A 26184-nucleotide genomic window follows, 5' to 3' on the forward strand; every position below is an offset into this window, starting at 1 on the left:
CCTCTGCTAGAACATCTCCCTCTCATGCTCCAGATGGTGTTCCGAAGTAACCTCTGCTAGAACATCTCCCTCTCATGCTCCATTATCCTTGGAACAGCCATGGATGGGTCCTCAAGGTCATGGAGGTCATAGTAGCTGCCACCTGAGGCCAGGGCTATCTCCATGTTGAGGTCCCTTCCACCCCTTGAGCCCTGCTCAAAGTTTATGACAGCGGAGGGTATATCCTCCTCCCTGAGCCTGGCTGCTGCTTCAACCGCCTCCCTCTTGGGGTTCCTCTCAACCCCCACGTTTGGCATACCGTCGCTGAGGATAACCATGAACGGGACGTACTCGCTGTGTCTCTTCTCCTCCCTGAGTATCTCAAGGCCCCTCTTTATGCCCTGTGCCATTGGTGTTGTACCACCAACCCGTATACTGTCCACTGTATCCCTGAATGATGATGCCCGGGCTGTTGAGGGTATTATAACCTTCGCGTCCCTTCCACGGAAACCCACAACACTTATCCTGTCCTTATGCCTCTGGGCGTCCTCTATGAACCTCTCTATGAGGCCCTTGACCCTGGCGGCCTTCTTCTCAGAGAACATGGACCCGCTTATATCCACCACCAGGACGATTGATGCCCTTGCACCGTGTTTGCGTATCTTCTCCCTTATATCGCCGGGTTCTATTTTAAGTTCCCCCCTTGAGGCGGCGGCCCTCAGTGTGGCGTCAACAGCAACGTCACCTGAGCCCCTGGGGAACCTGCTCTTCACGTACCTGCCCTTGATGGTCTTCGACTCAACCCTTGAACCGTAGAGGCGCTCCTTCTTCTTACCCCTGATCCTGAGGAGCCTCTTTATATCAACGTCCATGTCCTGGGTTTCAGGTTCCCTGCCCTCCACGTCAGCGGCAAGGGCCCCCAGGGATGATGCCGAAGGTGAAGCACCTGAATCTCCACTGCTACCTTCCCCCGGTGAACCCTCTGCAGGGGTTTCATCCTCTTCACCCTCACCTGGGCCACTTCCTGAGTCACCACTTTCTGATTCAGACTCTCTTTCACGCTCCATCTCCTCACGGGCCCTCTGCATCTCCCTTCTCGTGTTTTCACGGTTATAGGTCCTTCCAGGTATTCTCTCCCCCAGAACCAGTATTATTGCATCCTCGACGTCCTCCTCACGGACCCTCCTCCTGCCGTTGAAGGCCGCTATGGCCTTTGAGGTCCTCACGATTGCAATATCGGACCTGTGCCCATCGACCCCTGCATCGACACAGACCCTTGCTATCAGCTCAAGGAGGTCGTCGTCAATGGTGACCGCTGGAAGGAGCTTCCTGGCCTCCATTATCCTCTCCCTGAGTTCCCGCTGACTTTCAGCGAACCTCTCAACGAATCCCTCAGGGTCATCCTCGAATTCATCCCTCCGCTTCATTATGAGGATTCTCTGCCTGATGTCGGTGACCGTGCCAACATTTATGTGTATACCTATCCTGTCTGAGAGCTGGGGCCGGAGTTCGCCCTCAGCGGGGTTCATGGTCCCAACCAGGATGAACCTTGATGGGTGCTGAAGGGATATTCCCTCCCTCTCAACTGTGTTCACACCGTAGGCAGCCGCATCAAGCAGGACATCCACCAGGTGGTCGTCCAGTAGGTTTATCTCGTCAACGTAGAGTATGTTCCTGTTGGCCTCTGCAAGTATACCCGGCTCAAGGGCCTTTATACCCTCTGTGAGAGCCTTCCCTATGTCAAGGGAACCCACAACCCGGTCCTCTGTTGCACCCAGTGGTAGCTCAACCACCCGCATCTTCCGGTACTCCACCTCCAGGTCACCTGAACGGCACACCTCACATGCCTCTTCAGGTTCATCAGGGTCGCAGTTGAAGGGGCAGCCCTTAACTGTCCGCAGTGATGGAAGAAGGTCTGCCAGGGCCCTCACGGCGGTTGTTTTACCTGTCCCCTTATCACCCTTTATGAGTACACCGCCTATCCTGGGATTTATTGCATTGAGTATAAGGGCCTTTTTCACCCTTTCCTGTCCAACTATAGCTGTGAATGGAAAAATAAGGTTCTTCATTAACTCACCTGGTTTTTATAACCATATAATTCTATCTTTATTCTCAATAATAAGTTTTTACGTGGAATGGTATTAAAATGGGGTTCTGGTTTAGGAATCAATCTGGATATGGTGGATGATGGTATTAAAATAGGGGTCCGGGGTAGGAATCCCTCTGGATAAAGTAGATAAGGGATGCCAAAGATAAATTGAGCTGGTGATAGATATGTGCACTGTTGGAGGTCCAATGGCTGATATTGACATCAAGAAGATGAAGACCCGTAAATGTAAGTGCCTTGACTGTGGAAATGAGTTCAAGGGTGTTGGAAGGCGGATAATCTGCCCATCATGCCAGTCAGATAATGTTGAATGTGAAGGCTAGAGGGTGAGTGGTCTGGAATTCAATCTGAGGGATGACAGGATACTCTTTGTGGAGTCGGATTCAGGTACACTTGGCATAATACCGTCCGGCAGGAGGAGAACCCTCTTCATGAATACCCCAGATGACGAGGTCGCCCTGTTTCTTGAACCAGATGACCTCATAGTCATATCCGCATTCAGCTCAGGGGAAAAGGCAAGGAGGGGTATAATGGCCCTCGCCTACCTCCTCCTTGAGATAGAAAATCCCCTTGTTGTTCTCCCTGAGAACCATCCAGGGTCCAGGAGGCTGAAGATGGTGGTCTCTGCCTCAGATACAATAAGACTGAGCTGCGAGATAACCCCTGGCACCCACCCGGACCACCACCTGCTCTGCTCGGTGAGTGAACTCTCAGGGATGGAGATAGTCTCGGAGAATGGCCTGGTTAAACTCTTAAACACGCCACCGGGTATCAGGTCGCGGGTGACAAAACTTGAGTGGTGAGGCGGGAAAACTATTTTTAAGTACACCCACATAAACCATCAATGTGAATATGATCAACGAATTCTATCAGGGAAACTATTTTTAAGTACACCCACATAAACCATCAACGTGAATGATTATGATCAACGAATTCTATCAGGGAAACTATTTTTAAGTACACGCACATAAACCATGAACGTGAATGATTATGATCAACGAATTCTATCAGATATTCGGGCAGCTGGTATTCATCGCGGGTCTGGGCCTCATTGTGATGCTAGCCTCAAGCCTATTCCTTGGGAGGCTCCTTCTCAATGAGGACCGGTTGATATTTCCCAGACTCCTCCTTATCACAGTGGACATGTTCTACGGTCCATTCAAGAAGTTCTCAGAGACACTGGGACTCAACAGCCGCATAGTGGACCAGATAGGGGTTGAGGTGAGGAACAAGATCAACGAGAAGAGGTTCCGGTCAATAGACCCCCATGAAAAGGCACTCGTGTTGCCCCACTGCCTCAGAAACCCAAAATGTGAGGCAAGGCTTGACAGGACAGGGCTTGTCTGCACGGGGTGCAACCGCTGCATAATAGGTAAGATCAAGGAGCGGGCCGAGAGCATAGGGTACACAGTATTCGTGATACCGGGGTCAACCTTCATAAAGAAGATAATGGAGGAGCGTAGGTTCAAGGCGGTCCTCGGGGTGGCCTGCTACCAGGACCTCAACCTGGCCATGATGAAGCTCTCAAGGTTCACACCACAGGGTGTCCCCCTCCTCAGGGACGGGTGCTTCAAGACAAAGGTGGACTTCAGGGCCGTCCTCGAGAAGATGGGGCTTGAAGGTGAGATGAGAAGACCACGTGGTTGCATGAACCAGGTACCCGAGAAAACCCTGGAGCGGTGATAGATTGGACATACCAATCACCGATAACCACATACACGTTGACCCCATCAACGGCGAGGGACCGAAAGCCGTGGCCCTTAAATTTCAGAGGTCCGGTGGTAGGAGGATGATAATCCCCAACAAGCCATCCTGGACCATAAACGCCGGCACAGACTACAAAAAAACCATGGATACGGTGCTTAAGTACGCTGACATCATCAACCATGAGACAGAGGTTGAAGCATATGCTGTGGTGGGACTCCACCCGGCGGAGCTATCAAGGCTCCTTGAGGCCGGTCACGACCCTGAGAGGGGCGAGGAGATGATAAGGGAGGGCCTGGAATATGCCCAGTCACTGGTCCTTGAGGGGAGGGCCGTTGCAATAGGTGAGGTTGGAAGACCCCACTACCCTGTCCCCGCTGAGGAGATGGCCATCCACAACAGGCTGATGGTGTATGCCATGGAACTTGCAGCCGAGGCCTCATGTCCTGTGCAGCTCCACACCGAGACCTCAGGACCTGAAGAGTTCAGGGAATTCGCAGGGATGGCCTCTAAGGCAGGTATAAAGAAGCATATGGTCATAAAGCACTTCTCCGGTCCCCTGACAGGAAGGGATGAGAACCATGGACTCACACCATCCCTCATTGCATCCGGGGATGTCATAAGGGAGGGTATCAGGAAGGGGTCATGCTTCCTCATGGAAACCGATTACCTAGATGATAGCAGCAGACCCGGCGCGGTCCTCGGACCCAAGACCGTCCCACGGAGGACAATTGAATTCCTGAATAAGGGGATCTTCACCGAGGAGGACGCCTACAGGATACACCAGGAGACCGTTGAAAGGGTATACGGTTTATAAATCGCCAAGTTCTGACCTCAGAGGTACTCAATGAAATCATATATCACACCCTCGCCTATGGTTTATAAATCGCCAAGTTCTGAACCACCGTTAATTTTATGGATAAAGCATTTCAGGAAAAATAAAATCTGTTAAACTTTTGCATCTACAAAAAAATCTTTTTCAGTGGGATCCCCCGAGGAAGATGCTGACAAGGCCTATGAGGATCCCTATCACAACAACCTCAAGGCTCGTCCTGTAGATGTTCTCCCTTGAAACCCTCCCGAGGTAAACGCCAAGGACCAGGAGGGCTGCGAGGCACAGTACAACGGTCACAATGGTTGCTGTCATCCTCTCAGATAACACAAGAAATGGGAGTACAGGTACAAAGGAGCCGAGGAAGCTTGAGAATCCATGTGTGAACATGCTCATGTACACGCGGCGCCTTGCCTGCTGGTGGATGATGGTGTCATCCAGTTTACCCTCATCCATCATCATCTTCCTCTCAAGCTCACGCATTGTCCTTGTTTCTTCAGCCCTCTCACCTATGAATGAACCGAAGGCATTGGACATTGCAAGGGCCACGCCCCCGCTGAGTCCTGTCAGGGCTATGAGGTGGTTGTCCACACTGAGACCACCGGCACCTGCAACTCCACTGGCGGTGAGTGTAACACCCATCACAGCCAGTATACCGTCAAGTGTCCCGAGAGCCACATAGCGGCTCATGTTGATGTACTCATGAAGAAATTCACGTATATCCATCTCTGATCATCCATCATTTCAGTCAATGAGGGCTAACCCCTCCCCAGTTCACTGTGCGCACGTGCAAGGTGACCTGCTGCAAGGGCACCCATGAGGGATAGTTCACCTGCAAGGACAGCTCCCCCAACGATCTCTGCAAACTCATGTACACCCCCTGAACCCCGGACACCCATGATATCAAGACACTCGGATGCCGTCTCAAGTCCCGTGCCACCACCAACAGTTGCGAGGGGCACATCAGGGAGGTTGACTGAGAAGTAAAGGTCACCGTTTTTCTCCTCTGCAACGGTAACCCCGAGGCTACCTTCAACAATATGGGCCTCATCCTGTCCAGTTGCAAGGAATATGGCGCCTATTATGTTGGCGTAGTGGGCATTGAATCCCATGCTCCCAGCGAGGGCTGATCCCAGGAGGTTCTTTGCGGTGTTAACCTCAACAACAGCCTCTGGTGTTGTCTTGAGGACCCTCTCAACCATCTCCCCGGGTACAGTTACCTCTGCACTGATGCTCTTACCCCGACCCTCAACCAGGTTTATGGATGCTGGTTTCTTGTCGGTGCAGAGGTTTCCGCTCAGGGCAATCACATGGGCGCCTGTCTCCTCTGTGAGGAGCTCAAGGGCCTTCTCTGTGGCGATGGTGACCATGTTCATCCCCATGCTATCACCTGTTGTGTAGACGAACCTGGGGTAAACGTAGGGCCCCGCCACGATGATGGGATCTATCTTTATGAGTTTTCCGTGCCTCGTTGTTGACTCCGCCTCCTCCCTGAGGGCATCAATGTTCTCCTGGATCCATTCCCTGAGCTTTAAGGCCTCAACAACAGAACCAGTCCTTATTACAGGGGCCCTTGTCATAGAGTCACCGGTTATTCTGACAGATGCACCCCCGCACCCTGTGATCACCGAGCAACCCCTGTTCACAGAGGCCACCAGTGCACCCTCTGAGGTTGCAAGGGGTACATAATACTCGCCGTCTGCATGTTCACCCTTAACCAGCAGTGGCCCAGCAACCCCCAGGGGAATCTGAACGGCGCCTATGGGGTTTTCAATGTTCCTCCTTGACGCCCTATCCATGTCAATTGTATAGTGGGATACATGCTCAAGTCTGGCACCTGAGACCCTCTCAATGAACTCCCTTCTTATCCTGACAGCCTCATCAACAGGTACGTGCCTTTCAATTTCATAGAGCTTTATCTTACCCTCAAGGAGGTCATCCATGAGTGACATCAGAGAGCCCCCTCCATGCGCCTGAGTTCCCTGACTATGGCGGATGGCCTGTCAACAACCACTGCACCTGCGGCTTCAAGGGCCTCCCTTTTACTCTGCGCGGTTCCTGCACCGCCCTCTATGATGGCCCCTGCATGGCCCATCCTCTTACCTGGAGGTGCAGTTGAGCCTGAGATGAAGGCAAAGACCGGCTTTGACATGTGGTCACCTATGTACTCTGCGGCCCTCTCCTCTGCGTCTCCCCCTATTTCACCTATGAGGACAACTGCGTCGGTCTGGGGGTCTTCCTCAAACCTCTCAAGGACATCCACAAATCCCAGGCCAGTGACAGGGTCGCCCCCTATCCCCACACATGTGCTCTGGCCGAAGCCCGCCTCTGTGAGCTGGGCAGCGAATTCATAGGTCAGTGTCCCGCTCCTTGAGACTATCCCTATGTTGCCCTCGGTGAAAATGTTTGTGGGCATTATACCCAGTTTACCAACACCGGGGGTTATTATACCAGGTGTGTTGGGCCCTATAACTGTCTTACCCATCCTTTCAGCGTATTCCATTATCTGCATTGAGTCATGGACCGGTATGTGCTCTGTTATTATAACCACAAGGTCAAGGTGCCTTATGGACTCAAAGGCCGCGTCCTTGGCAAAGGGGGCCGGTACGAAGATTATGGATGCATTGACATCCATCTCCTCCCTGACCTCCTCAACCGAGTTGTAGACGCCGAGGCCAAGGAACTCCTGGCCGCCCTTACCAGGTGTCACGCCGGCCACTATCCTTGTTCCGTATTCAAGCATCTGTTCTGTATGAAATGATCCCTGTTTACCTGTTATGCCCTGAACCAGGCATCTGGTATCCTCATCAAGCAGTATCATGATAAATCCCCTCAATACTATGTTGTTAAAATCTAAAATACTTGGTGATAATGAATCATTTAACCCACCCCGTGGATCCCATAATACGTCAAGCGGACCATCGGAATCCCTACCATGCAGAGGTTCAGACCATAAGTATTCTTGTTCTCTCCTCAAATGGCACCGAAAGGTCGATGAGGTTTCCGTTGAGGAATGCCGTTGCAGAGACTATTACACTTCCGGGTATCACATGTGAGGGTGAGCCCCTCCTTACAAGGTACACGTTCTTGTGTCCAAGGGCTGCCCCCAGCATTGCCCCTGCCACGACCCCGACACTCTCCATGTCCTCTATGGTCGCCACAACAACAGGGTCATCGGTCTTATCTGAAACGTAACCCACTCCTGGAATCCTGCGGACCCCTGGTTTGATCTCCTGGCTCACATCTGTAACTCCATCCATCCCGCCGGCAGCCTGTATGGCTGAATTTGCAACATCAGCCACGAATTCTTCACCACCATAGGTGTCAAATGCCAGTATAACTGCATCAGGGTAACGATCCTGCCTCACAAGTGCCTCTGCATAGGATATACCCTCGCCTGCACCGTCAGGTTCATCTGATATCCCCTCAAGGTCGCCGAGGTTCTCTGATGAGTCCCTGAGTATCTCAACTATTGCCCTGTTCACGTCCTCCAGCATATCATCCTCTACAAATGCACTTATAACCACATCGTCGCCTGTTATGTTTGTGAGTGCTGCGCTCTCTGCACCCGCGTCAAGGAGACCTGGTATCGAGGCCTCCAGTGCATTTATAAGTTCCCTGCTGCAGCTTGTATCATTATCTGATATATCTGCACCTATGGAAGTTATCCTCAAATCAATCACCTGATACCTAATTTGAGGTGCGGGAATAAATAGGTTACAGCAGAACCCTGTGGAATGTGGAAGTTCCTGAGTACTGCCGCTTATGATAGAAATAGACGCACCTCACCCATGCAAAATTTAATTACCAGAAATAACATATAGAAGTTAGTGTAAACTATTGGTTCTCGAGACTCCACAAACTAAGGAGAAATAATTAATGGAAACCATGATCTGTGTCCCCATCTTTGAAAGGACATGTGAAGCTGTTATCAAATCCGCAGAAAGGGCCATAGAGGCCGGAGCCGATATCCTGGAGCTCAGAATAGACGCCCTCAAAGGGGCATCGGGGGCTGAGGTGAAAGGGGTCATAGAGGATATTGGCTTTCCTGTAATAGCAACAAACAGGTCCCCCACGGAGGGGGGCCACTTCAGTGGCACTGAAACTGAAAGGATAGAACTCCTGAGCTCCGCTGCCGAGGTGGCCCTCTATGTTGATGTTGAACTCAGCACCGACCCTGAGTACATCGAGAGGGTCACGGCAGTTGCCGCCGGGAGCATCATATCCTACCATAACTTCACCGGGACACCATCACTTGAGGCCCTTCTGAGGATAGTCCGGATGGAGAAGGAATTTGGGGACATTGCAAAGGTGGCGGTCATGCCCCGGAACATGGCAGACACCATCGTGGTTCTCCAGCTGCTCTCGGTGGAAGACAATACAATAGCAATATCCATGGGGGAAGCCGGGAAATACACGAGGGTCGCAGCTGCCCTCTTCGGTGCCCCAATAACCTTTGCATCAGCGGACCGTTCAACAGCACCAGGACAGATGGACGTCCGTATCACCAGGAAAATGATTGATGAACTCATGCCGGAGGATTGAAGATGAAGAAGGTTCTGATTATCCTTGCAGTGCTTGTCATCGCTTTTGCAGGTGCATTTTACTATACTGAGAACGCCAATTCGGTTGATATCACAATAAAGACTGACGGGGTTAACATCACGGTCGAGGCAGACACCATATTCTTCCAGAAAACTCCACCTGAGATGGAGCAGAAGATCGGTGAATACATGGCGGACGTCATCAACGACCCTGACAGTACCGTTGAAACGATAAAGGCCAATGTCACAGAGATAGCAAAGAGTTACGGCTACAGTAAGGTTGATGTGACCATTGAGTCACAGTTCGGTGTTGACCAGCTCCCCATGCCAGCCGTTGTGAGCGGTGACTCCATGTACCCGACGCTCAGAGATGGGCAGGAACTCATAGTGCTCAAGACAGACGACTACAAGGTTGGGGATATAGTTATAGCCAAGCACCCAGAGTATGGCCTCATCGTGAAGAGGGTGGGTAAGATAGAGCCCACCAGGGTGTACCTAATGAGTGACAACAAGAAGGTTGAGCGCATCTACACACCAACATCGGTGATTGTCAGGACACCACTCAACACATGGGTTCCGAAGTCAGCCATTGTGGGTGTTGTGAAGAAGTACTGAAAACCCACACACCTACTCCCTACCTTTTCTACAATACTGAAACCCCAAACCTCCTCCCTAACCTTTCTACGTTTTCTACTTGCCTGGAACGATGATGCTGATGAAGAAACCTGTCATGAGGATCAGTGAAGTTGTTTTGAACGTCTGCATCATTGCTGAACTCACAGCTCTATTCACATCAGTGAAGTTGTTTTGAACGTCTGCATCATTGCTGAACTCACAGCTCTATTCACATCAGTGAAGTTGTTTTGAACGTCTGCATCATTGCTGAACTCACAGCTCTATTCACATCAGTGAAGTTGTTTTGAACGTCTGCATCATTGCTGAACTCACAGCTCTATTCACATCAGTGAAGTTGTTTTGAACGTCTGCATCATTGCTGAACTCACAGCTTTATTCACATCAGTGAAGTTGTTTTGAACGTCTGCATCATTGCTGAACTCACAGCTTTATTCACAATTTCCTGCCGATCCGCTATATGTTCCAGAACCGAATACAGTCCCCCTGCAAGAATCAGATCATATTGCAAAAAAAGTTGAATTCCAAGATAAAAAATTAATCAGGTGAACTCAGAGAGCCTCTCAATCCTTCTGAGCATGTTTGGGTGTGTTGAGAGAAGTTCAAGTATCCTTGCGCCCACACCAACCTTTACTCCACTGTACTTCACTCTCTGAAGCTCGGCCATGCTTATGGTGCCGTCCATGTCAATGTCAAGCTGGCTGAGATCATTTATCTCATTTCTGGCGTCGGATACATCGTTGAGGAAGAATGCCTTAACACCCTCAACCTGCTTCAGATCATCCCTGTCAAATGCAGCGGAGCCATAAACCAGTTTGTAGAGTGCACTTGCAAGTTTGTGTGGCTGGCCACCGATCTCCACGCTGCCCTGGTCCGCATAGTACTCCCTTGTCCTTGATATGAAGAGTACTATCAGCTGGCCAAGGAAGTAGGCTATGAGTGCCGCGATTCCAATCAGGGTTGCATCGTCGTCCCTGCTGTATATGGTGCTCCAGAATATGTAGTAGCAGATAAGTGGAACCGCGCTCACAAGGGTCATGACTATCATGTCACTGTGCCTTATGTGGGATATCTCGTGTCCAAGGACGGCCCGGAGTTCCTCCTCATCAAGGAGGTTCAGTATGCCCCTTGTTACACATACCCTGCCGTCTGATTTTGTTCTCCCAAAGGCAAAGGCGTTGGGCACTGCAATCTCTGCAATTCCAACCCGGGGTTTGGGTATTCCTGCATTCCTTGCAAGTTCATCCACCATGGCGTGAAGCCTGGGGGCCTCTGCCTCACTGACGTAGTGGACGTTCATTGTGAGTTCCACTATCTTGGGGGAGAGGAGGTACTGAAGGAACACTATGCCAAAACCAAGCAGGGCATAGAACAGTGGACCGCCGAATCCCATGAGGGCCCCTATTGCTATGAGTATGGCGTAGATTATACCAAATAAAAGTGCTGTTGCCAGGAACATCCTTAGCTTCAGTTTCCATGTGCTGAGTTTTCTCATTTTGGCTTTTTCCTCCATCATGGTATTAGTTACAATGAGTTATTTTATTCTGAGAGGATATAAACTTTTTGTTATTTATTGACATCAAATTATTAAAAGTCGGATCACTGCGTTCAGTTATATGGGTGCAGATATATAAACTCCAGAGGTGCAGCTAATTAGAAATATTCTTATTAATTTGCCATCATTCCTTTTATCCCTTACTTTTATTTCAACGGTCAACGGTCCATACTGTGATGGCGGGTAACAGAAGGTATTTGGTGAGAAGACATTTTTAGGGTAACAGCTCACGGTGTTGTGTTCCTTCTCTGGGAGGATGTTATCTGGTCGCTGATCTAATCATTATCACAGTATTTATATATCTTCTTTGACATATTTTTCATTAAATGAGTTCCAGTTGATCAATATGAAGCATCTATGGAAACTTTTAATTGTTTTAATGGTCTTTGCCCTCATGGGATCCTCACAGGCCGTGCATCTTGGAAACAGGACCTACGGCTATGTCGAAAAGGATTACTATGGGGATCTCAACTCAAACGAAACCATTGCAGTCATCATAGGCGTCCACCCCCAGGAGTCAGGTATACACAACGCAGTGAGGGAGAAGATCCAGACATCTAACCTCACAAAGAGGTATGTCCTCTACAGTGTCCACGTAACCCGAGACGTGAATGATTACTCAAGGGGCCGTATGAACGGCCAGCTCCTTGCAAGGGACTTCGTAGTGCCTGATATAAAGAACGAGAAACCCATGCTCGTCATAGACTGCCATGAGAACCACTACCATGACAGTGGATACGCCTATCCACGATTCCTGGACATAATATCAGAGAACACCGCAACCATCAACTACACTGACCAGATAATAGCCCGCATGAATTTCCTGAAAATCTACAGACCCCCAAAACCAACAAGCCCCCAGTATGTTACAATACCAATAGCGTCACAGGGTTACAATACCGTGATCTATGAAACATACTTCTATGACACCTACTCAAGGAAACTCAGCGACGCGGGTCTTCTGGTAAAAGCACTTGACAGCCTCCAGAGATACACGGCAACCGGGCCCAGTGTAACCTCAAGCAATCCCAGATGGGGGGGTATGACCACAAGAAGGCCCCTCATCAGGGTCACATTCTCTGGTCGCATAACACCGGGCAGATACTGGAACAGCATAACACTCAGGAACCAGTTCGGGAAAACCGTGAGGATTAAAAAGTGGGTGAGTGGCAACACCCTCAATGTGAAACCCCTATCCAGACTCTCAGGAAACAGGTGGTACACCCTCGTGGTGCCCGCTGCAGCACTGGTGGATTCCCCCCAGAAGAGATGGACCCTGAAGTTCAGAACGGGGCGAAGGTGAAGACACATTAAATTCACTTATTAAATTCTTTTTTCTAGATCCGTTAAATCCCCTTAATTTACCAATCATTCACGCGTTTTTCCAATACTGAAAAATGGAAAGCTCAGAAAAATTAATTTATTAAAAATAATAGCTCATATAATGCCATTACCCTTAAGAAGTTTCCTGGGGTTCTTAACAAGGGCTTCCTCAACCTCTGATTCATCGAGTCCAGCTCCAAGACCCACGCGGCGTGCCATGTCATAGTCAAGGAGGTCACCAGGTGCATGGGTGTCGGTGTCAATGACAACTGGAACCCCAACCTCACGGGCAACACCTGCAACATGCCCGTTACCCAGGCAGTGCCCCTTCCTTGCGCTTAGCTCAAGTGTAACACCATTCTCACGGGCAAGTTCAGCATCATCCACCGTTATGAGGCCAGGGTGGGCCAGTATATCAACCTCCGGGCAGCTAACAGCCACATGATTGGTGCCGGGAATCACAGGTTCAACGATTGTTTCCCCGTGCACAACTATGATCTCAGCCCCCAGGCCCCTTGCCCTCACTGCAAGCTTTTCAATTATCTCAACAGGCGCATGTGTTATCTCAGCCCCCGGTATGACCCTGATGTCCCAGTTATCTCCGATATCCTCAACCGCGTCTATTAGGGATGTTATGGTGTTTATATTCGAGGCGTCTATGTGGTCTGTGATGGCTATGGCCTCATGTCCCAGGACACATGCCCTCCTTGCAAGTTCAGATGGCAGGAGCTCACCGTCACTCAGGAGGCTGTGGGTGTGAAGATCGATCCTCTTTCTGATGTCAGGTCCTCCTTAAAAATCATTATATTTATGTTACAATATACCAGTGAACAGTTAGAGTATGTCCAGGGAAGTATTTAAATGAAGCCCTCAGTCTTTGTCCCAGCACATATAACCGGATTCTTTGAGGTTGTAAGGGTCGATGATCCCCTGAGAACAGGTTCCAGGGGCGCCGGGGTCGTCCTTGACCGTGGAGTTGAAACCTCCATAAAGGTCAGGGGTTCCGAAGATAAAACGGTTGTAAGGGTCAACGGAAAGAAAGAAAACGGGGAATCAGTTAGCCTGCGTTCCCTTGAAATACTAAGGGAAATAACAGGATTCAGGGAGGGTGTGAGCATACACCACAGGGTTGATGTCCCCATAGGGTGTGGTTTCGGGGCATCCGCGGCCTGCGCCCTGGGAAGTGTCCTTGCAGTTGTAAGGGAACTTGAACTCCCTGTCACGGTCAACACTGCAGGTTCAGTGGCCCACAGGGCCGAGGTGGAACTTGGAACAGGACTGGGGGACCTGATAGCCGAGATGACCGGCGGGATAGTCATAAGAACCAGGGAGGGCCCGCCTGGATACGGGAGGACAGACCGGATCACTGACAGGGGCCTCTATGTCTTAACAGAGACCCTTGGGGAGCTTGACACGGCATCGGTCATCCGTGATGAAACAAAGGTTGGGGAGATAAACCGGATGGGTGCCGGGATGATCCGGAGACTCCTCAGGGAGCCGACACCTAGGATGTTCATGGAACTCTCCCGTGAGTTTGCCACAGGAACCTCACTCATAACCCCTGAACTCAGAGAACCCCTGGAGGCCCTCTCTGAGGGGACGCTGGGGGCATCCATGGCGATGCTGGGTAACACGGTATTCGCCCTGTCAGAAGACCCTGATGCCGGGGGCGATGATGTGTATGGAATTGACTTTTCAGGTGCAAGGTTTCTGTGATGCTGGAGTTAAAGTGTAGAAGACCATCTGGGGGGGTTTTATGGGTGATAATGAACATATCTGTGGATTTAGGGGGAAAATACTTTAAATTAAAAGATTATATTAATCACTGTTCCCATCTCTGCATCAGGGGCCCCTGATGAATTGTGTTAAGGGAATGGTCAGGTGAAGCCATGATAAGACTGGTATATGATATAAACATCTACCGGGACGTCCTCAGGGAGGTCCTGAGGCCCGGGGATACCGTTGTTGAACTGGGGTGTCACATAGGAAACTCAACACGCATAATATCTGACCTTGTGCAGGAGGGCAGGGTGGTGGCGGTTGATAACAGCCCAGAGGCGGTTGATGTTATGGAGGCCCTGAGCAGGGAGAGGGATAATGTTGAATTCATATCTGGGGATGTTCGCCTCCATGAAACCCTTGAAGAGGTCTGCAGTATGATTGAATCCTGTGATGTGCTCAGCGTTGACCTTGGAGGGGGTTATCATCCAGATACAACCTTCAAGGTGTACTTCATATGGTCATCCACACTCAAACCAGGGGCCTCAATCATAAGGAACCGGGGCCTCCTGGACTTTGTATGCTCATCCATCACCGAAGAGTCATTCACCTCAGGGTATGGATGGCTTGAGTCAAGTGGGGACGCTGGAATCCCACCAAGGCTCAGGGAATTTAAACTCTGGTCCAGTAAAATCTACAAGGAGGGTGCCCATGATAGGCAAAAGGATTAGAATTGAGAGGATAATCAACAGAAAGACGGACAGGACTGTCATAGTACCCCTTGACCATGGGGTCTCAATTGGACCCGTTAAGGGGATAATAGACATGGCAGGGACCATTGATGAGGTGGCAAGCGGAGGAGCCAACGCCGTCCTCATGCACAAGGGGATGGTGAGGAGCGGACACAGGGGGTACGGGAGGGACATAGGCCTCATAATACACCTCTCCGCAAGCACGGGACTCGGCCCTGACCCCAACCATAAGGTGCTTGTCACCTCGGTTGAGAAGGCCCTCAAGCTGGGCGCCGATGCAGTATCAGTCCACGTGAACGTGGGATCCGAGAGGGAGCCCGAGATGCTCATAAAGCTCGGTACCGTGGCTGAGATCTGTGACGACTGGGGAATGCCACTCATAGCCATGATGTACCCCAGGGGTGACAGGATAAAGGACGAGCACGACCCTGAGGTTGTTAAGCTTGCAGCACGTGCAGGTGCAGAGCTGGGTGCAGATATAATAAAGACCAACTACACCGGTGACCCTGACACCTTCAGGGAGGTTGTGAAGGGCTGCCCTGTCCCTGTGGTGATAGCTGGGGGCCCGAAGATTGAGACAGAGGAGGAACTCCTCCAGATGGTCAGGGACTCCGTAGATGCAGGCGGTGCCGGTGTAGCCATTGGAAGGAACATCTTCCAGGCCGATTCCCCGGCAGATATGACCCGGGCCATTGCAGGTATAGTCCATGACGGCCTTGAAGTTGAGGATGCCGTCAGGATACTCAGGGGTGGCGACTGAGATGAAATTCGCATGGCTGATGGCCCCCGACACCTACTGGGATGAGAAGAAGGCCTTCATAACAGCAGCCCTCGAATCAGGGATAGACCACATAGTGGACACCTCTGATGCCGAGAGGATAAAGAAGCTTGGAAGCCTAACTCTGATATCACCTGAGGAAGAGGCAGACATAGTACTCATTGGAAAGGATGGGGAGGGCGACGGAACCCTGGAACTCCCCGAGACCCTTGATTACTCAAGGGACCTTGAAATGGCAGCTGAGCTTAAATCCGGGGGTAAGGAGGTTGCGGCCTACGTTGAGATAAGGAGCAAGGCCCACGAGGAACTTGCAAGGAAACTGGGCCGTATCGTGGACTACCTCATACTCGTGGGTGAGGACTGGAAGATCATCCCCCTTGAGAACATAATAGCGGATCTCCAGGAAGAGGACGTTAAACTGGTCGCGGCGGTGGCAGATGCCGATGAGGCGAGGGTTGCCCTTGAAACCCTTGAACATGGAACCGACGGTGTGCTCATAGAACCGGTGGACATCTCACAGATAAAGGCCATAGCAGAGCTCCTCGAGGAGATTGAAAGTGAAACCTATGAACTCAAGTCCGCCACGGTAACCAGGGTTGAGCCCCTGGGCTCCGGTGACAGGGTCTGCGTGGACACCTGCTCAATGATGGACGTCGGTGAGGGTATGCTGGTGGGCAGCTACTCACAGGGTCTCTTCCTGGTGCACAGCGAGTCCCTTGAAAGCGAGTATGTGGCTTCAAGGCCCTTCCGCGTGAACGCCGGGCCTGTCCAGGCCTACGTCATGATACCCGGTGGCAGGACAAAGTACCTCTCTGAACTTGAAACCGGGGATGAGGTCCTTATCGTTGACCGGAATGGGAGGTCAAGGACCGCGGTTGTCGGCCGGGTTAAGATCGAGAAGAGGCCCCTGATGCTTGTTGAGGCAGAGTACGAGGGCGTGAAGGTGAGGACACTCCTGCAGAACGCCGAGACAATAAGGCTGGTGAATGATAGGGGTGAGCCTGTATCTGTGAGTGAGCTCAGTGAGGGTGATAAGGTACTTGTCTACTTTGAGGACTCTGCAAGGCACTTCGGTATGGCCATAACAGAGACCATAATCGAGAAATGAGTAGATTGGTGTTGAATCACCATCATCAATTCATCACCCCCAGATGGGATATTATGTACAGCGTGAGGCTCATAACGCCCGGGGAAAAGGATGAAATCCTGGCTGAACTCTCCAGACTCAGACTCTTTGAGAGGAAGGCCAGCCTCCATGGGGCCTGCGTCAAGCTCCTCACAGATGACGTGTCATTCAAGGAGGAGTGGGAGGACAACTTCAGATTCATGAGCGAAGATGTGAGGCCTCATGCAAAGGTATTTGCTGTGTCAGATGGTGGTGACCTGGAGGTTCTCTACGAGGCAAATTCAAAGACAGTCATAATCAAAAACTGTGACTACTATGGCTGGGTTAAGAGCATAGCCCTTGCAGCGGTTGCCGACTTCTTTGAGGAGTACCATTCAGAGCACCGCCGCTACTCGGTCCATGGTTCAGCCCTCGACCGTGAAGGGGCTGGACTTGCGATCATAGGGCCGCCGGGTACAGGTAAGACGACCCTCACCTACGGTCTGCTCCTAGATGGGGCCTACAGTTATGTTTCAGATGACTGGTTCTTCACCCGCCTACTTGAGAACGGGGTCCTCGTTTATGCATCTGAGAAGAACTCCTACATCCGGGACGATATAGGGATGGTGTGGAAGGAGTACTCCTCCCTCCTGGAATCTGTGAAACTGGATGCCAGATCCAGGGGGGTTGCAGATGTTGGGATGCTCTTCGGGGGGCGGATAAGGGAGTCCACCACACTCAAAAGGGTCGTTCTCCTTGAGAGAAACCCTGATAACCCCCCAATGAGGAGGCTGGATCCAGAGGAGGGTCTGAAGTACCTGCTGGAAAATGACTTCTGCAACCCCCACCAGCTTGTAAGGGATGAGAGAAAGATGGGGCTCCGCAGGAGGTTCTTCAGTGAACTCCTGGGCAGGGTGGAACTCCATATACTCAACACCATTGAAACACCGGCCAGGAGCCTTGAAAGGCTGAAAAAACTTGACAGGTAATACACGGAGGATCATGAAATGAAGGTCAGGGCCTTCCTTGCAGTTGATGTTGACGATGAATTAAGGGAAAGGGTGTGTGAGATACAGGATATCCTGAGGGGCGCCGATGCCCAGATAAAGTTCGTTGAACCTGAGAACCTCCACTTCACCCTGAAATTCTTCGGTGATGTGGGTGAGGGCAAACTGAGGAGGATAAGGGGGATAGTTGAGGAAACCCTGAAGGGTTATGAACCATTCGACCTTCACGTGATGGGGGCAGGTGTCTTCCCCAGCCCACGCTACATCCGGGTGGTGTGGCTTGGTGTTGAAAACCCGGGGGTATTCTCAGAGCTGCAGAGGAACCTGGACATGGAATTTGCCAGGATAGGATTCCGGAAGGAAAGGGAGTACGTGCCCCACCTGACCATCGGGCGGGTCAAGGGTCCGAGGAACCGTGAGAAACTTGCAGCCCTGATAGATGAGCTTGAGAATGTGGACGCCGGCACCCTCAGGGTTGACAGGGTCTCACTTAAAAGGAGTGATCTCACACCGGAGGGACCCGTCTACAGTGACCTTGAGGTCTTCAGAATCTGATTAATTTTAATTGATATGGTGGACATGCGACAGTGTGCACTGAGAGTATAAACGGATAACATGGTGAATAAACATGGACTACAGCGGGATACTTGAGAGTATAAAACCCGGAAGAGAAGAATATCAGCGGGTCATGGAATTATCAGAGAGCCTTGTTGAATGTATAAATGAACTCGCAGCGAGGATGGGGATCGATGCTGAGGCCTTCCTTGTGGGTTCAGTTGCCAAGGGGACCTGGCTCTCAGGCGGCGCCGACATCGACATATTCATCCACTTCCCCCTGGACACCCCCGAGGATGAACTGAAGGAGAAGGGCCTGAAACTCGGATACCTGTGCATAGAGATGTTCAGGGGAGAGGCCGAGGAGAGGTATGCGTCACACCCCTACGTTACAGGACACATAGATGGTTACGAGGTGGACTTCGTTCCCTGCTACAGGATATCCAATGCCTCAGAACTCAGATCCGCCGTTGACAGAACCATACTCCACACAGAGTATATCCAGAGGAACCTTAAGGGGGAGCAGATGGACGAGGTTCTTCTCCTCAAACAGTTCATGAAGTCAACAGGGACCTACGGATCCGAGTTCAGGGTTGGAGGGTTTGCAGGTTACCTTGCAGAACTCCTTGTTCTCCACTACGGAAACTTCGAGGGGGTGCTTAAAGGCGCCCTCAGCTGGAGGCCCGGGTATATCATAGATCTCGAGGGTCATGGTACCTGTGGGGACTTCCAGGAGCCCCTCGTGGTGGTTGACCCTGTAGACAGGAACAGGAACGTTGCGGCGGCACTCACACTGCAGCGGATGGCTGAATTTGTAACTGCGGCCAGGAATTTCCTGAGGGACCCGAAACCCGAATACTTCAGGAAACCACATTACACCTCAGATCCCGGTGAAATACTTGAAACCATTGAAAAAAGGGGTTCAAAGGTCATCCTGGTATCCAGCGGGGTGCCTGATGTCCCGGCGGATGCCCTCTACCCCCAGCTCAGGAAGACCCTTGATTCCATCGTGAGGAACCTGGAGAATGAGGGATTCTCGGTTCTTGGGGCCGACTACTGGAGCGACGAATCAAGTGTCGCTGTCATGCTCATTGAAATGGAGGTCTGGGCGCTTCCATCCTACAGAAAGAGATACGGGCCCCCTGTCTGGTCCAGGCGGCACAGTGAGAGGTTCACAGAAAGGCATGAGAGGGTATGGGTTGAGGGCCCGAGGCTTGTTGTGGAATCCCCCAGGAGGGATAGAAACGCGGTTGATTACATTAAAAGGCTCCTATCAAAACCTGAAAGGCTCAAAATGGGAAAACACATACGCAAAGAACTGATAAATGGCTTCAGTGTTGATTTCCTTGAGAATACCCTTGGATCACTGGACCCTGAATTTCTTATGTTCCTTGACGCCTTCCTGAATCCCTGGAAGGCCATTAGAAGATGATATTATGATTCCCTTTCATGAACAAATTTTGGAACGGCACTCTTAAGGGGATCAAATGTCTCAGGGTTCTTAACCTCCATGCATATCATGCTGACCTTCGAGTGGAGTGATGTGGGGAGCCTCAGTATCCTCTTGAGGTCAATTGTGACCTTGGCATCCACCATCTTCATGTTTATCCCTGCAACCCCAGCAACCAGCCGGGGGTAGACCCTTGGGCCTATCCTCCTCCTGAACTCCCCCCACCTGTCATCAGGGAGGAGGTCCCTGTTCTTCACAACTTCACGGACCGTCCTTGCCGTGACATTCTCTATCCTCTCATCACCCCTCATGTGGAGGAAGACGTGCTTCGCCCTCTCTGTGAATACCCTGTGATACCCGAGGGGTATGGAGAAGTGTTCCATCTCATAGGATTCACCCCTGTGTGTGAATTTTCTCCTTGGCTGGCGTGCACCTGCTGTGTACCTGAGGATCTCCGCCCTCACCTCTGATCCAAGTTCCATGACACCAGGGTCAAGGACCCTTATATGGTATCCCCTCCCCGAGTATACCACGTGCACGTCCCCCAGTCCAAGGTCACCCCTCAGGGTGTCAACCATCATGAGGACCAGTTCTTTTGCCTCATCAAGGCACCTCTCACATACACCCTCACAGTCACATGACCTCACAGGAAGGTCCTTGGCGTCCACGTCAAAGATGAGTTCAGATCGCTGCCAGCCCCTCCTCTTACCCGGCTCCCTGTAGAATGCAACGGAGGAGTAGGCTGCAAATGGAAACCTTGCCCTCATGAACCTTGAAAGGCGTTTCTCATCATCGAATACCCTGTACCTGTCGCTGGGGCCCCTGCCTGTATGGTCAAATCCAAACTCCCTCATATGGATGTTCCTGGCTATGAAGTCCGGGAGTTTCCTTACATCCCACTCTTCACGGTAGTATCTCTTCCTCTCAAGGGGTGTTGCAGCCTCAAAGATCCTATCAATCCTCCCCTTCCTGTTCTGACTTCCCCCTGTGGAGCTCCCACCTTTTCCTGTTGTAGTAGGTGAGGGGGTTGGTGATCCTCCTGCAGAGGTCATCGGGTCTGCAGAGGTCAGGTAGGTGTATTTTGATCTTCTCGCAGCTCATGGGGGTGTACCATTTACTCTCACCCTCATGTTCGGGTTCAGGTTCATCATGGACACCGAAACCAAGCTTCGCGGTTATGTTCAGCTTCTCCTGGGGGTCATCCTCAAATAGGGGTGGTTCACACCTCTCTGCTGCCTCATATATTATGGGGAGTATCTCCTCCCGGATCACCCTGAGGTCGGGGTCAAGGTCTGAAACCTTGAGGGGTGTCCGGTCCCTGAAGACCGATGGGTATAGCCTTGCATAGGATATGAATGAGGTGAGGAGGAGGACTATGGCATCGTTTCTGTTACCTGACTTCACACCATCCAGGGTTCCCCTTATGCATGGGGGGAATGCATCCGGGACGAGTTTACCTGGACCTGCAGATTTAACCGGCCCGCCCCTGAATGATGTGACCTCATTAACAGTCTCCCTTATCCTTTCTGCTGTTTCAAGGATGATGGGGTGGGGTTCCACTGTGGAGCTCATCTCAGAGACCCTGGCAATGTAGTCCTCTGTCCTCTGCATTATTATGCGGGATATCATTGTCTCCTTGAGTTCCAGACCCACAAGTGCGGCGTAGAGACTCCTGGGGTCCCTGTCGGTTATCAGATCCTGGAATGTCATCAGGAATTCGTCCTCATCAATCACCACCCTCCCCCTGTGGAGTATGAGGTCTGTGAGCCTCAGCTTACCTGATCCGATGAGTTCTGAAAGTTCCATCCAGCTGGTTCCTTCGGATCCAAGTTCAATGAGGACTTCCTCGATTATCTCATCCCTTTCACTTCCAAGGACCCTGAAGCGGTCCTCCACAAGGGCCCCTGTAGATTCAACGACCAGTCTTACCTCCCGTGACCCCCTTCTGAAACCCGCCCCTGCCGCCTGTGCAAGGACATAGAATGCAATTACATCGTACTCCTTTATCCCTGGGTTCATGAGGTATGCATAGTCCCCATGATCAAAACCCCTCCTCTGCCTCTGAAGGTACCATTCCACTCTCTTGATGGCAAGGTCACCTATGCTCCCGGGGAGGAGTGAATTGTCATCAAGGTTCTGGCCCCTTGTACGTTTAACCGTATCCAGGAGTACGCTGCTGGCCTCGAATATAGTGTCAGGGGATCCATAGTTTCTTACAATTTCCCTGGCATCCTCTGAGAATGGGTTTATGAAAAGTGAAGACACCATGTTTAAACTGTTTACCGATGTGACCCATAAAGATATGGGTCCATGCTTCACAGTTACCCATGATATATCAGTTCAGCAAGGATTCAGCCCAGAAGCCATGAAAGGGCCCATATAAACCTTGATGTTCTGAAGGGGCCCCTGAACTGGTTCCATGAAAATGGAGATGGTTTTAAATTCCCTCACATAAATTTATATAGAGGTAAACCGTAAATCTAAACTGTATCTTAATGATATTACTCATCTTATTCTAATCCGTTTCATGATTCAAGGAGGAGTTGAGTTGAGCAAAGTATTTATCACCTGCGCACTTCCCTATGCCAATGGGCCAACGCATCTCGGTCATCTGAGGTCAACCTACATACCCGCGGATATATATGCAAGGTACAGGAGGCTGAGGGGTGACGATGTCCTGTTTGTGTGTGCCACAGATGAACACGGGACACCCATAGCCGTCAAGGCAGAGAGTGAGGGTCTGAAACCCATTGAAGTTGCCACGCGGTACAATGAGATGATAAAACGTGACCTTGAGGAGTGCGACATATCCTTTGACAGTTTCACAAGGACCACCGATGATCTGCACTACGAGATAGCCCAGAACTTCTTCCTGAAACTCTATGAGAAGGGTTACATATACGAGAAGGACATAAAACAGCTCTACTGCAACAGCTGTCAGCGCTTCCTCCCGGATAGATATGTTGAGGGGATCTGTCCCCACTGCGGAGGTGAGGGTGCCCGTGGAGACCACTGCGAGAGCTGTGGAAGGCACCTTGAACCCCTCCAGCTTGAGGATCCCGTGTGCATGGTGTGCGGCTCAGAGCCCGTGGTTAGGGATTCAAGGCACTACTTCTTCCGCCTCAGCCAGTTCCAGGATAAACTCATGGAATGGATTGGGGAATCAGATATGCCCTCAAATGTTAAGAACTACGCCCTCCAGTGGCTCAGGGAGGGGCTCAGGGACTGGATACTCACAAGGGACATGGACTGGGGGGTCCCCGTACCCCTTGAGGGAAATGATGGTAAGATAATCTATGTCTGGGGTGAGGCCTTCCTTGGATACATATCATCAGCTGCAGCCTGGAGCAGAAAAACCGGAAAGCCCTGGAGGGAATACTGGGATGCAGGGGCGGTTCACTTCATAGGAAAGGACATAATATACCACCACGCCATATTCTGGCCAGCCCTCCTCATGGCCTACGGGTGCAGAATCCCTGAGAACATAATAGCCGGGGAGTACCTCTCACTTGAGGGGAGGAAGATGTCCACCAGTAAGAACTGGGTTGTCTGGACATCAGATTTCCTTGAAAGATTCCATAAGGACCTTCTGCGGTACTACCTCACAGTCAACGCCCCCCTGACCAGGGACACCGATTTCTCATGGGACGACTTCCAGAGGAGGGTCAACGATGAACTGGCAGATGTCCTTGGAAACTTCCTCCACCGGACATTCTCATTCACAGGAAGGTTCTTTGATGGCAGGGTGCCTGAACCATCAGAACTCACAGCAGAGGACGAGGAGTTCCTCAACTCCATAAGAAGAGCCCCAGATACTGTGGGTGAGCTCCTGGAGAATTTCCAGTTCAGGGACGCCATGATGTCAGTGATTAAACTTGCAAAGAAGGGTAACAAGTACTTCAACGATCAGGAACCATGGAGGGCCATTAAGGAGTCACCTGAGAGGGCCTCAACATGCCTCCATCTATGCAACCTCCTTGCGGCCAACCTCGGAAAACTCTTAATGCCCTTCATGCCGTCCTCAGCAGGGAGAGTGCTCTCCATCATGAACATGGAGGATGAACCGTGGGGCTTCCATGAACTTGAAGCGGGAAGGGTCATAGAGAGGGCCAGGCCCCTCTTCTCAAAGATACCCGATGAGGTAATTGAGAAGGAGAAATCAAAACTCATCAAGGAGGAGGATAGTGTGTCTGAAACCGTGACAATCGATGACTTTGCAGCCCTGGACATCAGGGTGGGTGTTATAAGATCAGCTGAGAGAATAGAGGGGTCAGATAAACTCCTCAAACTCATGATAGACGTGGGTGAAAGGGAAATGCAGGTGGTTGCAGGCCTTGCAGAGAAGTACAGCCCCGAGGATCTCCTTGAAAGGAAGGTTACGGTCCTTGCCAACCTCAAACCCGCCAAACTCTTTGGTGTTAAATCCGAGGGTATGGTCCTTGCAACCGGGGAATCACTGAACATACTGGACCCCGGTGATGCAGGTATCGGTGAACGGATAATGTAGACGTGTATACACTTCTGATAATTCGGTATGCTGTGCCTGGCTGGAGAATAGTATGAACGAATCAGGTCTAATTGCAAGGTCAGAAAGGTTTCTGGAGAGCATAAGGGATAGGAGGATCTCTGAGGATGATCTCAGATCACCGGAGGCACTCCTTAACCTTTACATATACCTCCGGGGAAACCTTGAGGAGCTTCAGGATCTGAAGGAGGCCATGGAGCTGAGGGGCTTCAAGTACCCTTTCAGGTCAATATCCGGGTACAGCACCCACCAGTCCCCTGAAATCGCTGAGGACATTCATGACATAAAGAGGCACGCCCAGTACTTCCGCATGAAGGCATCTGTAAAGAAGAACCTCCTTGACAGGGTTAACTCTGCAATCTCATCCCACAGGATAGCCCTTGGTAACATTGAGGAGCACGTTTTCCTCAAATGCCAGGAATGTTCAAGGACCCTGCGGCTGGGAGAGGTTGAGCTCCATGACCCATCAGGAGATGTTGAATGCCCCTGTGGATCAGATAACCTCAAGGTCAGGTTCAATGACCGGGCACTATGCAGGCCAGAGATAATACCGCACCTCCCCCTCTCAGGGGATTACATGGTGAAGATGTCCGAACTGAGCCTCTGGGCCAGGAAGGCCCTCAAGAAGATAATGAGGCTCCTTAAAAATGAAAAGAAGGGGGCTGTAAGATCGGCCACCCTGGTTATAAGGGTCCTTGAGGATGGTAGGTGGATCAGAAGGCGCATAACCCTTGACAGTGAGGATAATGACTACGAGAGGATGCTGAGGCAGAGGTATGGCCCAAATGTGAGGGTGGAGCTGATACAGTTCCACAGGAAAAAATCCAGCATAGTGAATGACAGGTACACCAGGACCGCCCTTGCACTTGCATATGCCGGCCTATCCCAGAAGATAATAGATGAGATACGGGATGCGGTCTACAGGGAGAACCTCAGGGATTACGATGCCGTGGAGAGGTACCGGGAGATAGTCTTTGATGCCAGAACATATTCACCGGATCTCAGGATTTCCGAGGATGAACTCAGTGAGGTACGATTGCAGAGGATGCACAGGCTAATCCATGAAGCAGGTCTTGGTGATGAGAACGGTAACCTGAACCCCCTGCTAAAGGAGGACCTTGAGACAATGGAGGAACTCAAGAGGGAGATCTTCAGGGATGTTCCCGTGAACCTCATTCTCTGGGACGTTGCCTTCTACTACCTTGGAACATCCCTGGACCGTCGCTCCAAGTACTCGGGTCCATTTCCCAACCTCAGACCCGTACTTGACAGGACACAGGTGAGGACCTTCGATGAGTTCAGCGAGGACGCCCTGGAACTCCTCAGAGGGTACTGGAACTGTGGAATGGTCTACATTGAGAACCTGGGGGATGTTCTCATGAGAAAATTTGAAATTGAGGAGAAAATGAAGGGCCTGCACATGAAACCTGACCCCCTTGCATTTGGTGCCGCTGTGCTGCACATGGAGGCAGGTATTGATGCTGAAACATGTGCTGAACTCTTCCATGTAAATGTGGAGGACGTGGTCGAGGAGGAGAGGAGCATTGAAAACCTGGGTAAGCCATCTACTGACAGGGCTAAAATGTTTCTCAACCTTATAAAAGGTGATTGAGTGG

At 51.1% G+C, this 26184-nt stretch carries 25 protein-coding genes; 16 read left to right on the forward strand and 9 right to left on the reverse strand.

Features of this window, described 5'->3' with window-relative positions; translation table 11 throughout:
- Positions 1–56 precede the first annotated feature (56 nt).
- On the reverse strand, positions 57–2048 hold the full coding sequence (locus MTBMA_RS04625) for a VWA domain-containing protein (RefSeq protein ID WP_013295762.1): 1992 nt from the start codon (positions 2046–2048) through the stop codon (positions 57–59).
- A 196-nt stretch (positions 2049–2244) separates the two neighbouring features.
- Here MTBMA_RS04625 and MTBMA_RS08995 point away from each other — a divergent pair, with 196 nt between their 5' ends.
- The 4 genes from MTBMA_RS08995 to MTBMA_RS04640 all read left to right on the forward strand — a co-directional run bounded on the left by MTBMA_RS08995 (position 2245) and on the right by MTBMA_RS04640 (position 4607).
- The gene (locus MTBMA_RS08995) at positions 2245–2409 is read left to right on the forward strand and encodes a hypothetical protein (protein ID WP_171770386.1); all 165 of its coding nucleotides are present in this window, start codon (positions 2245–2247) and stop codon (positions 2407–2409) included.
- A 3-nt stretch (positions 2410–2412) separates the two neighbouring features.
- A complete protein-coding gene (locus tag MTBMA_RS04630; protein ID WP_013295764.1) occupies positions 2413–2889 on the forward strand; it encodes a hypothetical protein in 477 nt (158 codons plus the stop codon).
- A 181-nt stretch (positions 2890–3070) separates the two neighbouring features.
- A complete protein-coding gene (locus MTBMA_RS04635) occupies positions 3071–3769 on the forward strand; it encodes a DUF116 domain-containing protein (protein ID WP_147671885.1) in 699 nt (232 codons plus the stop codon).
- A gap of 4 nt (positions 3770–3773) precedes the next feature.
- Complete coding sequence (locus MTBMA_RS04640) at positions 3774–4607, forward strand: TatD family hydrolase (protein ID WP_013295766.1); 834 nt, start codon at positions 3774–3776, stop codon at positions 4605–4607.
- 162 nt (positions 4608–4769) lie between these two features.
- Here MTBMA_RS04640 and MTBMA_RS04645 read toward each other — a convergent pair whose 3' ends face one another.
- The 4 genes from MTBMA_RS04645 to MTBMA_RS04660 all read right to left on the reverse strand — a co-directional run bounded on the left by MTBMA_RS04645 (position 4770) and on the right by MTBMA_RS04660 (position 8296).
- Complete coding sequence (locus MTBMA_RS04645) at positions 4770–5348, reverse strand: TIGR00267 family protein (RefSeq protein ID WP_013295767.1); 579 nt, start codon at positions 5346–5348, stop codon at positions 4770–4772.
- A 32-nt stretch (positions 5349–5380) separates the two neighbouring features.
- Positions 5381–6574: a hydroxymethylglutaryl-CoA reductase (NADPH) gene (gene hmgA / locus MTBMA_RS04650; RefSeq protein ID WP_013295768.1), complete on the reverse strand. Its 1194-nt coding sequence runs from the start codon at positions 6572–6574 to the stop codon at positions 5381–5383.
- Entirely contained in the window at positions 6574–7443 is an 870-nt protein-coding gene (gene sucD, locus MTBMA_RS04655; RefSeq protein ID WP_013295769.1) for a succinate--CoA ligase subunit alpha, read from the reverse strand. Before sucD ends, hmgA begins: the two co-directional genes overlap by 1 nt.
- A 124-nt stretch (positions 7444–7567) precedes the next feature.
- A complete protein-coding gene (locus tag MTBMA_RS04660) occupies positions 7568–8296 on the reverse strand; it encodes a hypothetical protein (protein WP_013295770.1) in 729 nt (242 codons plus the stop codon).
- Between the two features lie 205 nt (positions 8297–8501).
- Here MTBMA_RS04660 and aroD point away from each other — a divergent pair, with 205 nt between their 5' ends.
- Both aroD and MTBMA_RS04670 read left to right on the forward strand, forming a co-directional pair.
- Complete coding sequence (aroD, locus tag MTBMA_RS04665; protein WP_013295771.1) at positions 8502–9167, forward strand: type I 3-dehydroquinate dehydratase; 666 nt, start codon at positions 8502–8504, stop codon at positions 9165–9167.
- 2 nt (positions 9168–9169) lie between these two features.
- Positions 9170–9781: a S24/S26 family peptidase gene (locus MTBMA_RS04670; RefSeq protein WP_013295772.1), complete on the forward strand. Its 612-nt coding sequence runs from the start codon at positions 9170–9172 to the stop codon at positions 9779–9781.
- A gap of 559 nt (positions 9782–10340) precedes the next feature.
- Here the strand turns inward: MTBMA_RS04670 and MTBMA_RS04675 are convergent.
- On the reverse strand, positions 10341–11294 hold the full coding sequence (locus MTBMA_RS04675; RefSeq protein ID WP_013295773.1) for a zinc metalloprotease HtpX: 954 nt from the start codon (positions 11292–11294) through the stop codon (positions 10341–10343).
- A gap of 406 nt (positions 11295–11700) precedes the next feature.
- Here MTBMA_RS04675 and MTBMA_RS04680 point away from each other — a divergent pair, with 406 nt between their 5' ends.
- Entirely contained in the window at positions 11701–12657 is a 957-nt protein-coding gene (locus MTBMA_RS04680; protein WP_013295774.1) for an Ig-like domain-containing protein, read from the forward strand.
- Positions 12658–12791: 134 nt separating this feature from the next.
- Here MTBMA_RS04680 and MTBMA_RS04685 read toward each other — a convergent pair whose 3' ends face one another.
- On the reverse strand, positions 12792–13457 hold the full coding sequence (locus tag MTBMA_RS04685; protein WP_048901196.1) for a histidinol phosphate phosphatase domain-containing protein: 666 nt from the start codon (positions 13455–13457) through the stop codon (positions 12792–12794).
- A gap of 81 nt (positions 13458–13538) precedes the next feature.
- Between MTBMA_RS04685 and MTBMA_RS04690 the strand changes: the two genes are divergently transcribed.
- From MTBMA_RS04690 to cca, 7 genes are all read left to right on the forward strand, one after another.
- A complete protein-coding gene (locus tag MTBMA_RS04690; RefSeq protein WP_013295776.1) occupies positions 13539–14393 on the forward strand; it encodes a pantoate kinase in 855 nt (284 codons plus the stop codon).
- A gap of 146 nt (positions 14394–14539) precedes the next feature.
- Positions 14540–15127 carry a CmcI family methyltransferase gene (locus MTBMA_RS04695; RefSeq protein WP_269879162.1) on the forward strand — a complete coding sequence of 196 codons (588 nt, stop codon included), beginning with the start codon at positions 14540–14542 and terminating at the stop codon, positions 15125–15127.
- Positions 15108–15908: a 2-amino-3,7-dideoxy-D-threo-hept-6-ulosonate synthase gene (locus tag MTBMA_RS04700; protein ID WP_013295778.1), complete on the forward strand. Its 801-nt coding sequence runs from the start codon at positions 15108–15110 to the stop codon at positions 15906–15908. Before MTBMA_RS04695 ends, MTBMA_RS04700 begins: the two co-directional genes overlap by 20 nt.
- A gap of 1 nt (position 15909) precedes the next feature.
- Positions 15910–17034 carry a 3-dehydroquinate synthase II gene (locus tag MTBMA_RS04705; protein WP_013295779.1) on the forward strand — a complete coding sequence of 375 codons (1125 nt, stop codon included), beginning with the start codon at positions 15910–15912 and terminating at the stop codon, positions 17032–17034.
- Between the two features lie 53 nt (positions 17035–17087).
- Positions 17088–18020, forward strand: coding sequence for an HPr kinase/phosphorylase (locus tag MTBMA_RS04710; RefSeq protein ID WP_013295780.1), 933 nt, complete (start codon positions 17088–17090; stop codon positions 18018–18020).
- An 18-nt stretch (positions 18021–18038) separates the two neighbouring features.
- Positions 18039–18593, forward strand: a complete 555-nt coding sequence (gene thpR, locus MTBMA_RS04715) for an RNA 2',3'-cyclic phosphodiesterase (protein WP_013295781.1) — start codon at positions 18039–18041, stop codon at positions 18591–18593.
- Between the two features lie 73 nt (positions 18594–18666).
- Entirely contained in the window at positions 18667–20025 is a 1359-nt protein-coding gene (cca, locus tag MTBMA_RS04720) for a CCA tRNA nucleotidyltransferase (protein ID WP_013295782.1), read from the forward strand.
- Between the two features lie 2 nt (positions 20026–20027).
- On the opposite strand, the gene priS is transcribed toward cca, so the two are convergent.
- Together priS and priL are read right to left on the reverse strand one after the other, a co-directional pair.
- Positions 20028–20993 (reverse strand): DNA primase catalytic subunit PriS, encoded by a 966-nt coding sequence (priS, locus tag MTBMA_RS04725; protein ID WP_048901284.1) that lies wholly within the window; start codon positions 20991–20993, stop codon positions 20028–20030.
- 4 nt (positions 20994–20997) lie between these two features.
- On the reverse strand, positions 20998–22311 hold the full coding sequence (priL, locus tag MTBMA_RS04730; RefSeq protein WP_013295784.1) for a DNA primase large subunit PriL: 1314 nt from the start codon (positions 22309–22311) through the stop codon (positions 20998–21000).
- Between the two features lie 280 nt (positions 22312–22591).
- Between priL and metG the strand changes: the two genes are divergently transcribed.
- Both metG and MTBMA_RS04740 read left to right on the forward strand, forming a co-directional pair.
- A complete protein-coding gene (metG, locus tag MTBMA_RS04735) occupies positions 22592–24550 on the forward strand; it encodes a methionine--tRNA ligase (protein WP_013295785.1) in 1959 nt (652 codons plus the stop codon).
- Positions 24551–24602: 52 nt separating this feature from the next.
- A complete protein-coding gene (locus MTBMA_RS04740) occupies positions 24603–26180 on the forward strand; it encodes a DUF530 domain-containing protein (RefSeq protein ID WP_013295786.1) in 1578 nt (525 codons plus the stop codon).
- Positions 26181–26184: the final 4 nt, after the last annotated feature.

This window comes from Methanothermobacter marburgensis str. Marburg (assembly GCF_000145295.1).
GTDB lineage: Archaea > Methanobacteriota > Methanobacteria > Methanobacteriales > Methanothermobacteraceae > Methanothermobacter > Methanothermobacter marburgensis.

Coding starts and splice junctions, on each gene's coding strand:
- MTBMA_RS04625 (WP_013295762.1), bottom strand. CDS start 2,048: ATGAAGAACCTTATTTTTCCATTCACAGCTATAGTTGGACAGGAAAGG.
- MTBMA_RS04635 (WP_147671885.1), top strand. CDS start 3,071: ATGATTATGATCAACGAATTCTATCAGATATTCGGGCAGCTGGTATTC.
- MTBMA_RS04645 (WP_013295767.1), bottom strand. CDS start 5,348: ATGGATATACGTGAATTTCTTCATGAGTACATCAACATGAGCCGCTAT.
- hmgA (WP_013295768.1), bottom strand. CDS start 6,574: ATGTCACTCATGGATGACCTCCTTGAGGGTAAGATAAAGCTCTATGAA.
- sucD (WP_013295769.1), bottom strand. CDS start 7,443: ATGATACTGCTTGATGAGGATACCAGATGCCTGGTTCAGGGCATAACA.
- aroD (WP_013295771.1), top strand. CDS start 8,502: ATGGAAACCATGATCTGTGTCCCCATCTTTGAAAGGACATGTGAAGCT.
- MTBMA_RS04670 (WP_013295772.1), top strand. CDS start 9,170: ATGAAGAAGGTTCTGATTATCCTTGCAGTGCTTGTCATCGCTTTTGCA.
- MTBMA_RS04675 (WP_013295773.1), bottom strand. CDS start 11,294: ATGAGAAAACTCAGCACATGGAAACTGAAGCTAAGGATGTTCCTGGCA.
- MTBMA_RS04680 (WP_013295774.1), top strand. CDS start 11,701: ATGAAGCATCTATGGAAACTTTTAATTGTTTTAATGGTCTTTGCCCTC.
- MTBMA_RS04690 (WP_013295776.1), top strand. CDS start 13,539: ATGAAGCCCTCAGTCTTTGTCCCAGCACATATAACCGGATTCTTTGAG.
- MTBMA_RS04700 (WP_013295778.1), top strand. CDS start 15,108: ATGATAGGCAAAAGGATTAGAATTGAGAGGATAATCAACAGAAAGACG.
- MTBMA_RS04705 (WP_013295779.1), top strand. CDS start 15,910: ATGAAATTCGCATGGCTGATGGCCCCCGACACCTACTGGGATGAGAAG.
- MTBMA_RS04710 (WP_013295780.1), top strand. CDS start 17,088: ATGTACAGCGTGAGGCTCATAACGCCCGGGGAAAAGGATGAAATCCTG.
- thpR (WP_013295781.1), top strand. CDS start 18,039: ATGAAGGTCAGGGCCTTCCTTGCAGTTGATGTTGACGATGAATTAAGG.
- cca (WP_013295782.1), top strand. CDS start 18,667: ATGGACTACAGCGGGATACTTGAGAGTATAAAACCCGGAAGAGAAGAA.
- priL (WP_013295784.1), bottom strand. CDS start 22,311: ATGGTGTCTTCACTTTTCATAAACCCATTCTCAGAGGATGCCAGGGAA.
- MTBMA_RS04740 (WP_013295786.1), top strand. CDS start 24,603: ATGAACGAATCAGGTCTAATTGCAAGGTCAGAAAGGTTTCTGGAGAGC.